Source organism: Prosthecodimorpha staleyi (genome assembly GCF_018729455.1).
Lineage (GTDB): Bacteria > Pseudomonadota > Alphaproteobacteria > Rhizobiales > Ancalomicrobiaceae > Prosthecodimorpha > Prosthecodimorpha staleyi.
This window is the reverse complement of record NZ_JAHHZF010000003.1, coordinates 324,958-339,957: the sequence shown is the minus strand read 5'-3', so window position 1 is coordinate 339,957 and position 15,000 is coordinate 324,958. Positions and strand designations below refer to the sequence as shown.

15 protein-coding genes are annotated in these 15,000 nt (G+C 67.9%); 8 read left to right on the top strand and 7 right to left on the bottom strand.

Features of this window, described 5'->3' with window-relative positions:
* Positions 1-5: 5 nt before the first annotated feature.
* The 5 genes from KL771_RS07540 to KL771_RS07520 form a co-directional block, all read right to left on the bottom strand.
* Positions 6-605, bottom strand: a complete 600-nt coding sequence (locus tag KL771_RS07540) for a 50S ribosomal protein L25/general stress protein Ctc (RefSeq protein ID WP_261967929.1) — start codon at positions 603-605, stop codon at positions 6-8.
* 174 nt (positions 606-779) lie between these two features.
* Positions 780-1,445, bottom strand: a complete 666-nt coding sequence (locus tag KL771_RS07535; protein ID WP_261967928.1) for a DUF2336 domain-containing protein — start codon at positions 1,443-1,445, stop codon at positions 780-782.
* A 105-nt stretch (positions 1,446-1,550) separates the two neighbouring features.
* A complete protein-coding gene (gene proC / locus KL771_RS07530) occupies positions 1,551-2,372 on the bottom strand; it encodes a pyrroline-5-carboxylate reductase (RefSeq protein ID WP_261967927.1) in 822 nt (273 codons plus the stop codon).
* A 47-nt stretch (positions 2,373-2,419) separates the two neighbouring features.
* Positions 2,420-2,920 carry a type III secretion system chaperone family protein gene (locus tag KL771_RS07525; RefSeq protein ID WP_054360522.1) on the bottom strand — a complete coding sequence of 167 codons (501 nt, stop codon included), beginning with the start codon at positions 2,918-2,920 and terminating at the stop codon, positions 2,420-2,422.
* A gap of 339 nt (positions 2,921-3,259) precedes the next feature.
* Positions 3,260-3,586 (bottom strand): accessory factor UbiK family protein, encoded by a 327-nt coding sequence (locus KL771_RS07520; RefSeq protein WP_261967926.1) that lies wholly within the window; start codon positions 3,584-3,586, stop codon positions 3,260-3,262.
* Positions 3,587-3,862: 276 nt separating this feature from the next.
* Between KL771_RS07520 and KL771_RS07515 the strand changes: the two genes are divergently transcribed.
* Positions 3,863-4,681: a quinoprotein dehydrogenase-associated SoxYZ-like carrier gene (locus KL771_RS07515; protein ID WP_261967925.1), complete on the top strand. Its 819-nt coding sequence runs from the start codon at positions 3,863-3,865 to the stop codon at positions 4,679-4,681.
* A gap of 724 nt (positions 4,682-5,405) precedes the next feature.
* Here KL771_RS07515 and KL771_RS07510 read toward each other — a convergent pair.
* Entirely contained in the window at positions 5,406-5,954 is a 549-nt protein-coding gene (locus KL771_RS07510; protein ID WP_261967924.1) for a phasin, read from the bottom strand.
* A gap of 166 nt (positions 5,955-6,120) precedes the next feature.
* Positions 6,121-7,131, bottom strand: coding sequence for a LacI family DNA-binding transcriptional regulator (locus tag KL771_RS07505; protein WP_261967923.1), 1,011 nt, complete (start codon positions 7,129-7,131; stop codon positions 6,121-6,123).
* A gap of 203 nt (positions 7,132-7,334) precedes the next feature.
* On the opposite strand from KL771_RS07505, the gene KL771_RS07500 reads away from it, so the two are divergent.
* From KL771_RS07500 to otnK, 7 genes are all read left to right on the top strand, one after another.
* Positions 7,335-8,396 (top strand): ABC transporter ATP-binding protein, encoded by a 1,062-nt coding sequence (locus tag KL771_RS07500; protein WP_261967922.1) that lies wholly within the window; start codon positions 7,335-7,337, stop codon positions 8,394-8,396.
* A 186-nt stretch (positions 8,397-8,582) separates the two neighbouring features.
* The gene (locus KL771_RS07495; RefSeq protein WP_261967921.1) at positions 8,583-9,890 is read left to right on the top strand and encodes an ABC transporter substrate-binding protein; all 1,308 of its coding nucleotides are present in this window, start codon (positions 8,583-8,585) and stop codon (positions 9,888-9,890) included.
* Between the two features lie 237 nt (positions 9,891-10,127).
* A complete protein-coding gene (locus KL771_RS07490; protein ID WP_390866563.1) occupies positions 10,128-10,979 on the top strand; it encodes a carbohydrate ABC transporter permease in 852 nt (283 codons plus the stop codon).
* An 11-nt stretch (positions 10,980-10,990) separates the two neighbouring features.
* The gene (locus tag KL771_RS07485) at positions 10,991-11,896 is read left to right on the top strand and encodes a carbohydrate ABC transporter permease (RefSeq protein ID WP_054360530.1); all 906 of its coding nucleotides are present in this window, start codon (positions 10,991-10,993) and stop codon (positions 11,894-11,896) included.
* Positions 11,893-12,849, top strand: a complete 957-nt coding sequence (gene ltnD / locus KL771_RS07480) for an L-threonate dehydrogenase (RefSeq protein ID WP_261967920.1) — start codon at positions 11,893-11,895, stop codon at positions 12,847-12,849. Before KL771_RS07485 ends, ltnD begins: the two co-directional genes overlap by 4 nt.
* A 91-nt stretch (positions 12,850-12,940) precedes the next feature.
* Complete coding sequence (gene otnI / locus KL771_RS07475) at positions 12,941-13,723, top strand: 2-oxo-tetronate isomerase (RefSeq protein ID WP_261967919.1); 783 nt, start codon at positions 12,941-12,943, stop codon at positions 13,721-13,723.
* Positions 13,720-15,000 (top strand): 3-oxo-tetronate kinase, encoded by a 1,281-nt coding sequence (gene otnK / locus KL771_RS07470; protein ID WP_261967918.1) that lies wholly within the window; start codon positions 13,720-13,722, stop codon positions 14,998-15,000. Before otnI ends, otnK begins: the two co-directional genes overlap by 4 nt.

Here is a 15,000-nt window from a genome sequence, read left to right as displayed (position 1 = left end):
CTAGGTCACGCCGAGGCGGTGGCGGGCTCGTCGAAGCCGGCCGGCGCCGCGATGGTGACGACGGTGAAGTCGCGGTCCTGGATGACCGGCTTCACGCCCTCGGGCAGCTTGACGCCGGAGATGTGCAGCGAATCGTTGATCTCGAGCGCCGACACGTCGGCCACGACATGCTCGGGGATCTGGTCCGCCTGGCACTCGAACTCGATTTCGTGGCGCACGACGTTGATCGCGCCGCCGCGCTTGATGCCGGGCGACTTGTCCTGGCCGACGATGTGGACCGGCACCCAGACGGTGACCTTCGAGCCGGCGCCGATGCGCAGGAAATCGATATGGGTCAGCGAGTCCTTGACCGGATCGAGGTGGTAGTCCTTCGGGATCACCAGGATCTTCTCGCCGCCGACCGCGATGGTCGCGACGGTGGTCATGAAGCCGCCGGCGCGCAGCCGCTTGTCGGCCTCGCGATAGTCGATCGCGATGGCGATCGGGGGCTTCTTGTCGCCGTAGATCACGGCCGGAATGTTGCCAGTACGACGCAGCAAACGCGCGGCCCCCTTGCCGACGCGGTCACGCACGGACGCCTGGAGCTCGTAGGATTGACGGCTCATGGGTCTGTTCCTTCAATGCAAAAAGGGCCGGTCAGACCGGCCCAGCCTCGTCCTCGCGTTGCCTCCAGGGGTGTCGGCGCGAAAGGACGCGGCCGATATACGGGAAGACGGCCGCCGGCGCAATCCCGGGCTTCGACGATCGGTCGGCCACCCCCGCGGCAGACTGGCCGGCCGTCAGCGCAGGACGAAGGGCTTGCGGCCTTTTTCCAGATCCCGCTCGATCATCGCATTGAGCCGCCGGCTGGTGCGCCGCTCCAGGGCCCGGGTCAGCTTGCGCGCGATCTCGGGCGGCAGGTCCGGTCGCGACGACAGCGCCTCGTCCATCTCGGCGCCCTCGACGGCGATGTCGGACAGGATCTCGAAGGCCGCATAGGAGAGTTCGGCTTCGACGTTGCGCGCCAGGGCGACCAGCACCTTGGGCTGGCCGGCCGCGATCAGCTTGTCAGCCACGTCGACGCTGAGCGGCTGGCGCCGGGCGACCGACAGGCAGACCGTCTCGTTCTTCGGATCGATCAGGCGGACGAGATCCGCATCGCTCAGCGCCGCATGCTCGATGATCGGCGCCGCCACCATGGTGGTGTCGGTCAGCAGGCGCCGGCGCAGACGGTCGGGCAGCCGTGGCGAGCGCGCCACCGCCTTGGCGAAGGTCACCCGGTCGAGCAGCGCAGTCTGGTCCATGACCTTGGTCATGACCTCGTCGAACAGTTCGAGCTGGTCCTGCGGCAGGACGGCGGCATTCTGCAGGAAGGCGTCCCGGACCCGGCGCACGCATTCGCCACGCTTCTCGGCCGGCGCTTCCTGCGCCGCCGACAAGAGTTCCACGAAACCCGCATCGCCCATCTACGTTTCCCCCATCGGCGGCAGTGTCGCCGAAAAGGTGTAAACGAATTGCGCAAGACGGCATATGACGCAGCGTATTCCGAAGCTTTCGCGGCGCGACGGCACTCAGCCGGCCAATTCGCGCGAACGCCGGGCGGCGGCGGCGACGGCCGCATCCATAATCGGCTGCAGGCCGGTCTCGCCCATCAGGACGGCCAGCGCCGCCGCCGTGGTGCCGTTGGGCGAGGTCACGTTCTTGCGCAGCGTCGCCGGATCGAGCGGGGACTGGTAGAGCAGTTCGCCGGCGCCCTCGACGGTGGCGCGGGCGAGCTTCTCGGCAAGCGCGTCCGGCAGTCCGGCGCGGCGCCCGGCCTCCGCCAGGGCCTCGACCAGATGGAACACATAGGCCGGCCCCGATCCGGAGACCGCCGTGACCGCATCGATGAGCGCTTCTTCGGCGACCCACTCGACCTTGCCAACCGCGGCCAGAAGGGCGGTGACCAGCACCTTCTGAGGGGTGGTGACCCGGCTGTTGGCGACCGCCACCGTGATGCCGCGGCCGACCTGGGCGGGCGTGTTCGGCATCGACCGGACGATGGCGGCCGGGCCGATGCCGGCCTCCAGCCGCTCCAGCGTCTTGCCGGCGGCGACCGAGACGACCACCGTGCCGGGTCCGACCAGACCGGCAAGGCCGGGCAAGACGGCATCCGCCACCTGCGGCTTGACCGCCAGCACGATCACGGCGGCCTTCAGGTCGGACGGCGGCGCCGTGACATGCGTCATGCCGCGGGCGGCGATCAGCGCGGCCATTTCCGGCGGGGGCCCGGGATCGATCAGCACGACGCCTTTCGGATCGAGCCCGTTCTCCAGCCAGCCCGCCAGCATGGCGCCGCCCATCTTGCCGGCGCCGACCAGAACGAGCGGCGTCGCCGCGCGAAGATCCGTCATGTCGTCCTCCCTCCGGGCTCAAGCCGTCCCGGACGGGACCGTGCCGCTCAAGCCTCCCCGGCCGTTTCGAACAGCGCGCCTTCGAGCGCCTCTCGGGCCGTCTTACCCGCCCAGACCACGAACTGGAAGGCCTGATAGTAGCGGTCGCAGGCCTCGATGGCGTTGGCGAGCAGGCCTTCGACCTGGCGGTTGGACGGTGCCGCGCCGCCGGCGAGCAGCTGCGCGTGCCGGAACACGACCGCGTTCTCGTGGGTCCAAAGGTCGAAATGACCGAGCCACATCTGTTCGTTGGCGGCGACCAGGAGGCGCATCACCTCGATCCGGCGCGCTTCGGTCACCTTGAGGTCGAACGCGCAGGCGACGTGGAGGGCTTCCACATCCTCCATCCATGAGAAGGAGACGTGGTAGTCGGCCCAGCGCCCGCTGACCGAGATGGTGATCTCGTCGTCCCCCGAACGCTCGAAGGACCAGTCCTCCAAGGCCGCGACGTGTTCGATCACGTCGACAGGGTTGGCGTGCTGTTCGATTTCGTATTCGATCAGGCTCATAGGCCAAGTCCTCGGGGTGAGAGACGGACCATACGCGGGCGTGCGACGCAACTTCTGACGCTACTCGTCCGACGAACGACCCCCGCCGCCGGAAAACCTCCGAGCCATCGCCCGAGGTCGTCCGGCCGCCGCCGAATCAATTCCGAGGCCGGCGCGAATCTCTCTTGCGATTCAGTATACGTATCCGTGACTCCTGCGCGACAGTCGCGTGCGCCTCCCGAACGATCGGCTGTGGACGTCCGCTCTTTTCCCGATCCGAAGACGCGAAAAGGCGCGCCGGCCGGCGCGCCTTCGGGACGGTCAGGGACGGGGGATCGGGCCGCGCCGGGTCGGCTGCGGTCAGATCGACGGGTCGGCTCCCGGCGCCGGTTCGGCGGCCGCCGTCTGCACGGCAGCGGGCATGTCCGGTTCCGGGGCGATGCCGAGCCGGGCTTCGAGCACGGCGACCCGGGCCGACAGGCGCTCGTTCTCCTCCCGGGCGCGCACGACCATGTCGCGCAGCACCTCGACATCCTCGCGGCGGACCACGTCCATGTCGGCCAGGAAGCGCTCCGCCTGGGCGCGGAACGCGGTGTCGACCTCGCGGCGCACGCCCTGAGCCACGCCGGCAGCATCGGTCATCAGCTTGGCGAACTCGTCCAGGAGGCGGTTCGAAGTCTGCGTCATGGCTCTCGTCTCCGCTCATGCCTATCGGGCGGGTCCCGCCGCGGGACCCCGAACTCTCACCGTCGCCGGTTGGCGGGCGGCCGTTCCTCTGCCGGCTCTTATGGGTACTCCCGGTGTCACCCGCAAGTCGGCAGCGCTTCGTACCGGGGGCAGGGCGGGACGGCATGTGCGACGGTATGGCCGGCCGGCCGCCGCTTGTCGGGCTTGACAGAAGCCGGCCTCATCCCATCATGCGATATCAATCGATTGAAACGAGCCTGGTTCCGGAGAAAGTCCATGTCGGTCGTGTCGCGCGCCCTGAAGAGCCTGTTGGCTGGCCTCACCGTGGCGGCCGCTCTCGCGGGCGCCGTCGCGCCGGCCGCGGCGGGATCGAGCTGGGACGACATCCGGCCGATGTTGTTCGGCGAGCGCAAGATCGCGAGCGGGCTGGGCATCGTGACCTTCACGGCGCCGTACCGCGCCGAGGATGACCGGCGCGTGCCGGTCTCGGCCGTCGCGGCCTTTCCGGACGGCCGCTCGGTGAAGTCGGTCGCCTTCATCATCGACGAGAATCCGATGCCGATGGCGGCGACCTTCCGGTTCGACCGCGGTCGCGACAAGGTCGGCCTCGGCATCGACATCCGCCTGAACGGTCCGTCGATGGTGCGGGCCGTGGTCGAGGCCAGCGACGGCCAGCTCTATATGGCGGAAAGCCTCGTCAAGACCTCGGGCCTCGGCGCCTGTGCGGCGCCGCCGGTGGGGGATGCGGCGGCGGCGCTCCGGACGCTCGGCAACATGGAACTCGCCGCCCTGCCGACGGCGGCCGACAGTCCCTTCACCCGTTCGGCGCGGCTGAAGATCAGGCATCCCCAGAACACCGGGATGCAGATGAACCAGATCACACTGCTTTATATCCCGGCCCGCTATGTCGACGAAGTCGAAGTGCGCCATGGCCAGGAGCGGCTCTTCACCGTCGAGACCGGCTTCGCCCTCTCGGAGGACCCGCGCATCGACTTCGACTATCAGTCGAATGGCGGCGATGTCCTGACCGTGCGCATGCGCGATACCGACGGCGCGATGTTCCAGCGCAGCTTCCCGCACGGCGTCGGCGGCTGACGCTGCGGCCCCGGCGGATCGCGGGGGCTGAGTCCTCGGCGGATCGTGGGTTGAGGCTGATCGGGAGGTTCAGGCGACCGGGGCGAGTACCCCATTGCCCTATCTGCGATCCCGCAATCTTCCCTTCTCCCCCTCGAGGGAGAAGGTTCAGGAGTCGTGGTGTCGGGAGTGGTTGAGGTTGCGATGCCCCGGCGGAGTCGGGGCGTGGGGGATAGGCGCCGCGTCGCCCGATCCCGCAATCTCCCCTTCTCCCCCAAGAGGGGAGAAGGGGAAGGCACCGGGGGATGGGGGTGGTTGAGGGGGCGATGCCCCGGCGGAGTCGGGGGATCGGGGGTGGCTTGCCCCATCAGAGCCGGGGGAGGGGGCGCTGAGGCAGTCGCCCTGGCGGAGTGTGGGCGGCCGAGGCTGCGGCCCACGTCTCGGAGGCCCATGCTCGATCCCGTAACATCGCCTTCGAACTCACGCGCGAAGCCGCGGTCCTTCTGCCGAGTGGCTTCGTAGCGTCGGGAAAACCCCTCAAACGGTGACCCAAAAACAAACAGGCCCGGACGCGAGGTCCGGGCCGAGTTGAGGCACGCTCTTTACGCGCTGTACTGCACCACGAACGGCGGTGTCAGGGCCGCCGTTCCTTCGCGATCGGCCGGGAGGGGGAGCCCGCCGCGGCGAAGCGAAAGGTCGGAGAATCGTGACGGCCGCCGGGCGGCCGTCACGGGAAGCGGGACGGTCAGGCCGCCTTGAAGGTCTTGGAGACAGCGTCCTTGACCGGCTGGGCGGTCTCGGTGGCCACCTTCGTGGCGAGCGACTGCAGGTCCTTGGCCTGGGCGGTCACCGATTCGAACTGGTGACGCACGAAGGCGGTCTGCAGCTCGATGGCTTCCGCGAAGGTCTTGGCGCCGGCCAGATCTTTGGCGAAGGCGAAGGCGGCGTCGGTGTTGGCCTTGAGCGCGTCGAGGGTCTTCAGATTGTACTCGACGGCGCCGGCGCGGGCGGTCTCGAAGGTGTCCTCGATCAGGTCGGTGGTCTCTTCGGCCGCGACCTTGATCTTCTCGTAGTTGGCCTTCACCTGCGCCACGGTCTTCTCGGCCACGTCGCGCAGCGCCTGCGGCACCTCGACCTGCGGCATCTTGGCGAAATCGACCTTCGGCATCTCGAACTTGGGCATCTCGAACTTCGGCATCTCGATCTTGGGGAGCTCGAAGGGGACGACCTTGTCGGTCGAGGCGGTCTTCGGGGCGGTCTTCTTCGCGGTCGGCTTGGATTCGATATCGGTCATTGTCATGCCTCCTGGGTTTCGGTCTGTCGGCCGCGTTGCGACCGCCGGAAATCCACCTTTGATGGGGCATCTCCGTTCGACTGAAACCAATATAGGATGGCTTTTGCTGCAGTGCAACATGATTTGCGCACTGCAAACGGCTTAGGGGGTTATACGTATATGATTATCACGATGTGGCCCCCGGGACCAGTTCGTATCCGGTATCGACGATCGTTGCCGGGGCCTGGGCCAGCAGAAGGCCCGCCGCCACTTCGCCGGCGCGATAACGCGGCGTGCGGATGGTCGACAGGGGTTGGGGCAGGGCCTGGCCGACCTCAAGGCCGTTGAAGCCGAACAGGGCGAGATGGTCCGGCACGGAGATGCCCTCGGCGAGGCAGTGGAAGTAGCCGCCGATCGCCATGTCGTCGTTGACGAAATAGACCGCGTCGAGGTCCGGCGTGCGCGCCAGCAGGGTGGCGAGCCCGATGCGGCCGGCTTCGGCCGAGGAGGGGGCGGGTACGAATTCCTGATCGGCAGGCGACAGCCCCGCTTCCGCCAGTCCGGCCAGGAAGCCCTCGTGGCGCTTGCGCGCCCGACTGTCGCCCGGCAGCCGGATGCCCAGATAGGCCAGACGGCGCCGGCCGCGCCCGACCAGGTGGCGGGCCGTATCCCGACCCGCGGCATGCTGGCTGAACCCGACCACATGGTCGATGCCCTGGCCGTCGAGATCCAGGACCTCGGCCACGCGAACGCCGCTCGCCGCGATCATGGCCCGTGAACGGTCGGTATGCTCGAGCCCGGCCAGGATCAGGGCGCGGGGCCGCCAGGCGAGCACCGAGGCGATCAGATCCTCCTCGCGCGCTTCCTCATAGTCGGTCACCCCGATGACCGACTGGAAGCCGCTCGACTCCAGCGCGACGGAGGCGCCGCGCAGGACGTCCGGAAAGACGATGTTGGCCAGCGACGGCACGATCAGCGCGACCAGATCCGACTCGGTCGACGCCAGCGCCCCGGCGATTCGATTGGGAACGTAGCCGAGCGCCGATACCGCACGCAGAACCTTGTCGCGCGTCTCCTCCGAATAGGAACCGCTCCGGCGCAGCACGCGCGAAACGGTGCTCTCGCCGACCCCGGCCAAGCGGGCCACGTCGGCGATGGTCACGGCAGGAACCGGCCGCTCCCGGTCGTTGATCACCATTCGATCGTCCCTCCCTCGCGCCCGATCTCACGTCGGGTCGCGCTGCGGTCGGCGTCTCCTGAGCCCACAACGGATTCTACCGCAAGGGGCTTGGCGCCAATCCAACGGCATGTTAACAGCATTGGCAGCGCTGCCAACTTATAAAAAGAAAAAGGCGGCAATCGAATGCCGCAGCCAGGCGGCACGGGAGGAGACTTTCGGCAATGGCTTCCGTTCAGATCCGCGACGTGCGGAAATCCTTCGGCGCGGTCAGCATCATCAAGGGTGTCGACGTCGAAATTCGCGAAGGTGAATTCGTCATTCTTGTCGGCCCATCGGGCTGCGGGAAGTCGACGTTGCTGCGCATGATCGCAGGACTTGAGCACATCACCTCCGGCGACATCCTGATCGGCGACCGCGTGGTCAACAACGTGCCGCCGAAGGAACGCGACATCGCCATGGTGTTCCAGAATTATGCGCTCTATCCGCATATGAAGGTCGCCGACAATATGGCCTTCTCGCTCAAGTTGCGGAAGGCGCCGCAGTCCGAGATCGACCAGCGCGTCAAGCGCGCCGCCGAAATTCTCTCGCTGACCCCGCTGCTCGACCGCTATCCGCGCCAGCTGTCCGGCGGCCAGCGCCAGCGCGTCGCCATGGGCCGTGCCATCGTGCGCGATCCGCAGGTCTTCCTGTTCGACGAACCGCTGTCCAATCTCGACGCCAAGCTGCGCGTGCAGATGCGCACCGAAATCAAGGAACTGCACCAGCGCCTGAAGACCACGACGGTCTACGTCACCCATGACCAGATCGAGGCCATGACCATGGCCGACAAGATCGTGGTCATGCATGACGGCATCGTCGAGCAGGTCGGTGCCCCGCTCGAACTCTACGATCGCCCGGCCAATCTGTTCGTTGCCGGCTTCATCGGCTCGCCGGCCATGAACATGCTCAAGGGCAAGATCAAGGCCGGCAATCCGGCAACCTTCGTGGCCAATGACGGCACCACCCTGCCGCTCGCCATGGTGCCTGCCGGGTCGGACGGCCGTCCGGCCGTGTTCGGCATCCGGCCCGAACATGTCCGCCTCGACCCGAACGGCCAGCCCGCCAAGGTGGTGGTGACCGAGCCGACCGGCGCGGAGACCCATGTGGTGGTCCATTTCGCCGGTCAGGAAATGACCTGCGTGTTCCGCGAGCGGATCGCGGCGCGGCCGGGCGACACGCTGACGATCTCGGTCGATCCGAGCATCACGCATCTTTTCGATGCCGAAAGCGGTCTGCGACTCTAGTCCACCGTCCGATCCGAAGGCATCGGACCTTGTGTCGTAAATAATTTTTTACGCACGATTTGTCCGTTCAGGGTGGATGGCTCTGATCGGACTTTACTCCCAGTCGGAATACCGCTCTGTCGGACCGTCCGATCGGTCGGCCGCCGGAAAGCGGAAGTCCCAAAACACAAAGCGGAGGAAATATCCATGTCGGTCAATCGTCGCGAACTTCTCCTCGGCGCCGCCGTCGGTGCGGCCGGTCTGCCGCTCCTCGGCGCGATGCCCTCCTTTGCGCAGACTGCGTCGAGCTTCACCCCGGAGAAGGGCGCCTCGCTGCGCGTCCTGCGTTGGGCGCCCTTCGTCAAGGGCGACGAGGACGCGTGGCTCGCCAACACCAAAAAGTTCACCGAGAAGACCGGCGTCGAAGTCCGGATCGACAAGGAATCGTGGGAGGACATCCGTCCGAAGTCCGCGGTGGCCGCCAATATGGGCGCCGGTCCGGACATGGTGTGGGTGTGGTTCGACGACGCCCAGCAGTATCCGGACAAGCTGGTCGACGTGTCCGCTCTCGCCAACAAGCTCGGCGCCGACGGCGGCGGTTGGTATCCGGGCCTCGAGGGCTACGCCAAGCGTGACGGCAAGTTCGTGGCCATGCCGCTCGCGGCGATCGGCAACGCGATCTGCTATCGCGAAAGCCACATGAAGGCGGCCGGCTTCTCGGAATTCCCGAAGGACACCAAGGGCTTCCTGGAACTCTGCAAGGCCCTCAAGGCCAAGGGCACCCCGGCCGGCTTCCCGCACGGTAAGGCCGTCGGCGACGGCAACAACTATGCCCATTGGCTGCTCTGGAGCCATGGCGGCAAGACCGTCGACGAGAACGGCAAGGTGGCGATCAACAGCCCCGAGACGCTCGCCGCCATCAACTATGCCAAGGAGCTCTACGGGACCTTCATCCCGGGCACCGAGAGCTGGCTCGACATCAACAACAACCGCGCCTTCCTGGCCAACCAGATCTCGCTGACGGCGAACGGCGTGTCGCTCTATTACGCGGCCAAGAACGATCCGAAGCTCGCCGAGATGGCGGCCGACATCCGCACGACCAACTTCCCGGTCGGCCCGGTCGGCCAGTCGATCGAGCTCCATCAGACGACCTCGATCGCCACCTTCAAGCACACCAAGTTCCCGCAGGCCTGCATGGCCTACCTGGAATTCATGTACCAGCCCGAGCAGATGAATGCCTGGCTGCAGGGCTCCTCGGCCTATTGCTGCCAGCCGCTCAAGGCCTTTGCCTCGAACCCGATCTGGACTTCGGACAAGAACCACGCGGCCTACGCGAAGGCCTCGGAGACCCTGCGCCCGAACGGCTATGCCGGCCCGCTCGGCTATGCCTCGGCCGGCGTCATGGCCGACTACGTGCTGGTCGACATGTTCGCCGAGGCCGTGACGGGTGCCCAGACGCCGGAGAACGCGATCAAGCGGGCCGAGGCCCGCATCAACCGCTACTACCGCGTTTGATCGGCTGAGAACGGATGCGGCGGGGCCGCGTCCGTTCCCATCCCGAAATGAGAGCCTGCCGGTGCGCAGTCCATGCGCGCCGGGGTTTGTTTTGCGTGCCTTGCGCCCTTCGGGCCGAGGTGCCCGCAACGGAGCCAGACCATGACGGATCACGCCGGCACGGCCGGACGCGCGCCCGCACCCCCTTCATTCCTGTCGCGCCTCGGGCAGAGCCGCAATGCGCTCGGCCTGGCCTTCATGCTGCCGGCCGGCGTCTTCCTGATCTGCTTCCTGGCCTATCCGCTCGGGCTCGGAGTTTGGCTCGGCTTCACGGACGCCCGCATCGGCCGGACCGGTCAGTTCATCGGCCTGGAGAACTATCAGTTTCTCTGGATCGACGCCGTCTTCTGGCTCTCGGTCTTCAACACGCTGCTCTACACGATCACGGCGTCGATCCTGAAATTCGGCCTCGGGCTCTGGCTGGCGCTGATCCTCAATCAGCACCTGCCGTTCAAGGCCTTCTTCCGCGCCATCGTGCTGCTGCCTTGGGTCGTGCCGACGGTCCTGTCCGGCATTGCCTTCTGGTGGATCTACGACAGCCAGTTCTCGATCGTCAGCTGGTCGCTGATCAAGCTCGGCGTGATCGACCACTACATCAACTTCCTGGGCGAGGCGAACATGGCGCGCGCCTCGGTGATTGCCGCCAATGTCTGGCGCGGCATCCCGTTCGTCGCCATCTCGCTGCTGGCCGGCCTGCAGACCATCTCGCCGTCGCTGCATGAGGCCGCGACGCTGGACGGCGCCACGCCGTGGCAGCGCTTCCGTTATGTGACGCTGCCGATGCTGTCGCCGATCATTTCGGTGGTGATGACCTTCTCGGTCCTGTTCACCTTCACCGACTTCCAGCTCATCTACGTGCTCACCAAGGGCGGGCCGGTCAACGCGACCCACCTGATGGCCACGCTCTCGTTCCAGCGCGCCATTCCCGGCGGCCAGCTCGGCGAGGGTGCCGCGATCGCGGTCGCCATGATCCCGTTCCTGCTCGCCGCCATCCTGTTCAGCTTCTTCGGCCTGCAGCGCCGCAAGTGGCAGCAGGGCGGCTCGGACTGAGGAGAAAGCCCATGACCTCCGCGCCCCCCGCCTCCGCAACCGCCGCGACGGCCTCCGACGACACCGTCGGCATGGACTATCTCGACAGCCTGCCGCGGCGCATCCTGGTGACCTATCTGCCGCTGGCCTGCTTCATCTTCGTGCTGCTGTTCCCATTCTACTGGATGGCGATCACGGCGGTGAAGCCGAACGACCAGTTGACCGACTACGAGCACTATTCGCCCTTCTGGGTGGTCGAGCCGACGCTGCAGCACATCAAGTATCTGCTGTTCGAAACCTCCTATCCGGGCTGGCTCTGGAACACGGTCGTCGTGTCGGTCTGCGCGACCGCGCTCGCCCTCGTCGCCTCGGTCTTTGCGGCCTATGCGATCGAGCGTCTGCGCTTCTTCGGCTCGCGCTGGGTCGGCCTCGGCATCTTCCTCGCCTATCTGGTGCCGCCGTCGATCCTGTTCATCCCGCTGGCGCTGCTGATCTTCGGGCTCGGCATCTACGACACCAAGCTGGCGCTGATCTTCACCTATCCGACCTTCCTGATCCCCTTCTGCACCTGGCTGCTGATGGGCTACTTCCGCTCGATCCCCTACGAGCTTGAGGAATGCGCCCTGATCGACGGCGCCTCGCGCTGGCAGATCCTGACCAAGGTCCTGCTGCCGCTCGCCGTCCCGGGTCTGATCTCCGCCGGCATCTTCGCCTTCACGCTGTCCTGGAACGAGTTCATCTACGCGCTGACCTTCATCCAGTCTTCGGAGAACAAGACCATCCCGGTCGGCGTTCTGACCGAACTGGTGCGCGGCGACGTGTTCGAGTGGGGTTCGCTGATGGCCGGCGCCCTGTTCGGTTCGCTGCCGGTGGTGATCCTCTATTCCTTCTTCGTCGACTACTACGTGGCCTCGATGACCGGAGCCGTGAAGGAATGAGCACCCATTCCACCCCGCTGGCCACCCCGCGGGCCGCCTCCGGGGCCGCCCGCGCGGCCGTCATCGGCCTCGGCTCGATGGGCTTCGGCATGGCCCAGTCGCTGCGCCGCGCCGGCTTCGATGTCGCCGGCACCGACGTGAACCCGGATGCCGTCGCCCGCTTCGTCGCCGAGGGCGGCCGCGGCGCGGCGAGCCCGGCGGAGGCCGCCGCCGACGCCGCGGTGGTCGTCTGCGTGGTGGTCAATGCGGCGCAGACGGAGGCGGTGCTGTTCGCTCCCGGCGGCGTCGCCGCGGCGATGCCGGAAGGCGCGGTCTTCGTCTCCTCGGCGACGATGGATCCGGCGGTCGCCCGCCGTCTCGCCGCGGGGCTGGAGGCGACCGGCCGGCACTATCTCGATGCGCCGATCTCGGGCGGCGCGGCCCGGGCGGCCAAGGGAGAACTGACCGTGATGGCCTCCGGCACGCCGGCGGCCTTCGCGGCCGCGCGCGGCGCACTCGACGCCATGGCCGCCAAGGTGCACGAACTCGGCGACGCGGCCGGGATCGGCGCCTCTTTCAAGATGATCAACCAGCTCCTGGCCGGCGTGCATATCGCGGCGGCCGGCGAGGCGGTGGCGCTCGCCGCCAAGCTGGGGCTCGATCTCGACAAGGTCTACGAGGTGATCACGGGCTCGGCCGGCAACAGCTGGATGTTCGAGAACCGCGTGCCGCACATCCTCGCCGGCGACTACCGGCCGCTCTCGGCGATCGAGATCTTCGTCAAGGATCTCGGCATCGTGCAGGACATGGTGCGCGCGGAGCGCTTCCCGGCACCGATCGCAGCCGCGGCGCTGCAGATGTATCTCGCCAGCGCCGGCCTCGGCTTCGGCCGCGACGACGACAGCTCGGTCGCCCGCACCTATGCGCAGCTCTCCGGGACCCGTCTGCCGCAGCCCGGCGGGCCGGCGGAGTAGGCCCGCGCCTCGCCGCGGGGCGCGCATCGACAGATCGATCCGGGCCGGCGGCGATCACGCCCCGGCCGTTCCAACGCCAGGGGAGGGGCCGGTGCCGGTCTTCGCCGCCAATCTGACCATGATGTTCAACGAGTGGGGCTTTCTCGACCGCTTCGACGCGGCGGCCGAAGCCGGCTTCACGGCGGTGGAATTCCTGTTCCCCTACGATCATCCGCCCGAGATCGTCGCCGAACGGCTGAGCCGCAACGGCCTGACCCAGGCGCTGTTCAACATGCCGCCGGGCGACTGGGCGGCCGGCGAACGCGGCCTCGCCGCCCTGCCGGAGCGCTTCGCCGAGGTCCAGGCCGGCGTCTCCAAGGCGCTCGACTATGCGGCCGCGACCGGCGTCAAGCGCATTCACATCATGGCCGGCCTGGCCGCGCCGGACGATCCCGTCGCCATCGCCACCTATCGGCGCTCGGTCGAGCATGCCGCCGGCCGGCTCGCCGAGGCAGGCATCGACCTTCTCCTGGAGCCGATCAACGGGCGCGACATGCCGGGCTATTTCCTCAACGATTTCAACCGCACCGCGGCGCTGATCGGCGAGATGGGGCTCGGCAATGTCAAGCTTCAATTCGACATCTACCATCGCCAGATCATCCATGGCGATGTCGCCAAGGGGCTGGAGCGGCTGATGCCGCTGACCGGCCATGTCCAGATCGCCAATCCGCCCGGCCGGCACGAACCGGACGGTGGCGAACTGAACTATCCGTTCCTGTTCGCAGAGCTGGACCGGCTCGGCTACCAGGGCTTCGTCGGCTGCGAATACCGCCCGCGCGGCGCCACGCTCGACGGGCTCAAGTGGTTCGCGCCCTATCGCGGAGCCCGGTCGTGACGCTCGCCCTCGGCTGCATCGCCGACGACTATACCGGCGCTTCCGATCTCGCCAACAGTCTGGCCAAGGCCGGGTTGCGCACCGTACAGACGATCGGCGTGCCCGATGCAGGGCTCGCCCTGCCGGAGATCGACGCCATCGTCTGCGCCTTCAAGATCCGCTCGGTGCCGGCGGCGGACGCCGTCGCGGCAGCCCTGCAGGCGGAAACCTGGCTGCGCGGCCAGGGCGCCGGCCACGTCCTCTACAAGGTCTGCTCGACCTTCGATTCCACCGACGACGGCAATATCGGCCCGGTCACGGACGCGCTGCGCGCGCGGGCCGGCGAGCCGATTGCGATCGTCAATTCGGCCTTTCCGGAGGCCGGCCGCACCATCTACCAGGGCCATCTCTTCGTCGGCGCCCTGCCGCTGAACGAAAGCCCGCTGAAGGACCATCCGCTCAACCCGATGACCGACGCCAATCTGGTGCGCGTGCTGGCGCGGCAGAGCCGCTCCGGCGTCGGCCTGGTCGACCGCAAGACCATCGCGGCCGGGGCTGCGGCGGTGGCGGCGCGGCTCGCGGCGCTCGTCCAGGAGGGCAAGGGTGCCGCGATCGCCGATACCATCGAGGACGCCGATCTCGAAACCCTCGGCCGGGTCGCGATGACCCACCGGGTCTCGACCGGCGCCTCCGGCCTCGGCCTCGGCATCGCCCGGGCGCTGGTCGCATCTGGGCGGGTGAGTGCCGCCGCGACCGGCACGGCCGGGCTTGAGGTGGTCGGCGGACCGGCGGCCTGCCTGGCGGGGTCCTGCTCCCAGGCGACCCTCGGCCAGATCGCCGAGGCCGAGCGGATCATGCCGGTGCTGCGGCTGGATGCCGGGCGGCTGGTGACCGACGGCATCGCCGAGACCGACCGGGCGATCGCCTTCGCGGCCGAACGCCTCGGCGCCGGCCCGGTGCTGGTCGCGTCCAGCGGCACGCCGGCAGAGGTGGCCGCCGTGCAGGCGAAGTTCGGTCGCGACGCGGCCGGCCACGCGATCGAAGCCGGCATGGCGCGCATCGCCGAGGCCCTGGTGGCGCGCGGCGTGCGGCGGCTGGTCGTCGCCGGCGGCGAGACCTCCGGCGCGGTCGTCGAGCGGCTGGCCATCCCGGCCTTCCGGCTTGGCCCGGAAATCGCGCCCGGCGTGCCGGTGTTGCATGCCCTCGGGATCGCCGGCGGGCCGATGGTGCTGGCGCTGAAGTCCGGCAATTTCGGCGCCCCGACCTTCTTCGCCGACGCGCTGAAGCTGATGCCGTGA